Raw genomic sequence first — 1,040 nt, forward strand, 5'->3', positions numbered from 1 at the left:
TTATAGCACTTCTTGGAGCTATGAGGTACAATGAAAAGCAAATAGACAAATAATAGAACTCGCCAGCTTCCTATGAGACCCTATTCCGTAGATTTTCGCCAAAAAATTATCGATGTCTGGAAGAAAGAAAAAATTTCTATTCGAGGACTAGCCCAGAGATTTGACGTGGCTAAAAGCTTTATTCAGAAGTTATTGAAGCAACATAAAGAAACAGGAGATATCCGTCCTCGTCCACAAGGGGGAAGTCCGCCAACCAAGTTAAATAGTGAACAACTGATAATTTTAATAGAAATCATCGAATCTAACAATGATGCAACTCTCGAAGAATTATCGGACTTACTGTATGAAAAGACACAGGTGAAAGTCAGTAGAGCCACCCTGGGGCGGCTTACGCAAAAACTCAATTACAGTTTCAAAAAAAAACACTACACGCGGCGGAAAAAGAAAGTGACAGGGTACAGCAAAAAAGAGTGGAATACTGGTCTCAAGTTCGGGAAATTGAGGCATCAAAACTAATTTTCATCGATGAATCGGGGGTAAATTTAGCCCTTTTGAGACTCTATGCTAGAGCCTTAATTGGTCGAAGAGCTCAGGGAAGAAAACCACAAAAAAGAGGGAGAAATATTTCAATAATTAGTGCTATAAGCTTAGAAAAAGTTGTGGCATCAGTCAACATATACGGTGCAGTGGATGCGGTAACATTTGAAGGATTTATTCTGAAGGAAGTGCTGCCAAAAATTAAAGAAGGAGACTGTTTGCTCATGGATAACGCCAAGATTCATCTCGGAGAAATGGTCAGAGAAATAATTGAACAAGAAAAAGCTAGACTCATCTATTTACCTCCTTATTCTCCCGAATTCTCTCCTATTGAAAACTTTTGGTCAAAAGTCAAAGCGATATTAAGAAAACTGAAGGCGAGAACTTACAAAGACTTAATAGAAGGGATTGAATTAGCTATGTTAGAAGTTACTCAAAAAGATATTCGCAATTGGTTTACTCACTGTTGCTACTGTACCTCATGAGTCAGAGAATTGCTATAT

Annotated in this window: 1 protein-coding gene; it reads left to right on the top strand. The window is 38.1% G+C overall.

The window, feature by feature from the left end:
* The first annotated feature begins 72 nt into the window (after positions 1 to 72).
* Positions 73 to 1,022, top strand: a protein-coding gene (locus tag N0824_RS06315) for an IS630-like element ISMae26 family transposase (protein WP_108936135.1) whose coding sequence is annotated in 2 segments (ribosomal slippage) — positions 73 to 415 and positions 415 to 1,022 — 951 coding nt in all. Because the reading frame shifts where the segments join, the coding sequence is not laid out codon by codon here.
* Positions 1,023 to 1,040 lie beyond the last annotated feature (18 nt).

It is taken from the genome of Microcystis sp. 0824, assembly GCF_003112475.1.
GTDB classification, from domain to species: Bacteria; Cyanobacteriota; Cyanobacteriia; order Cyanobacteriales; family Microcystaceae; genus Microcystis; species Microcystis aeruginosa_C.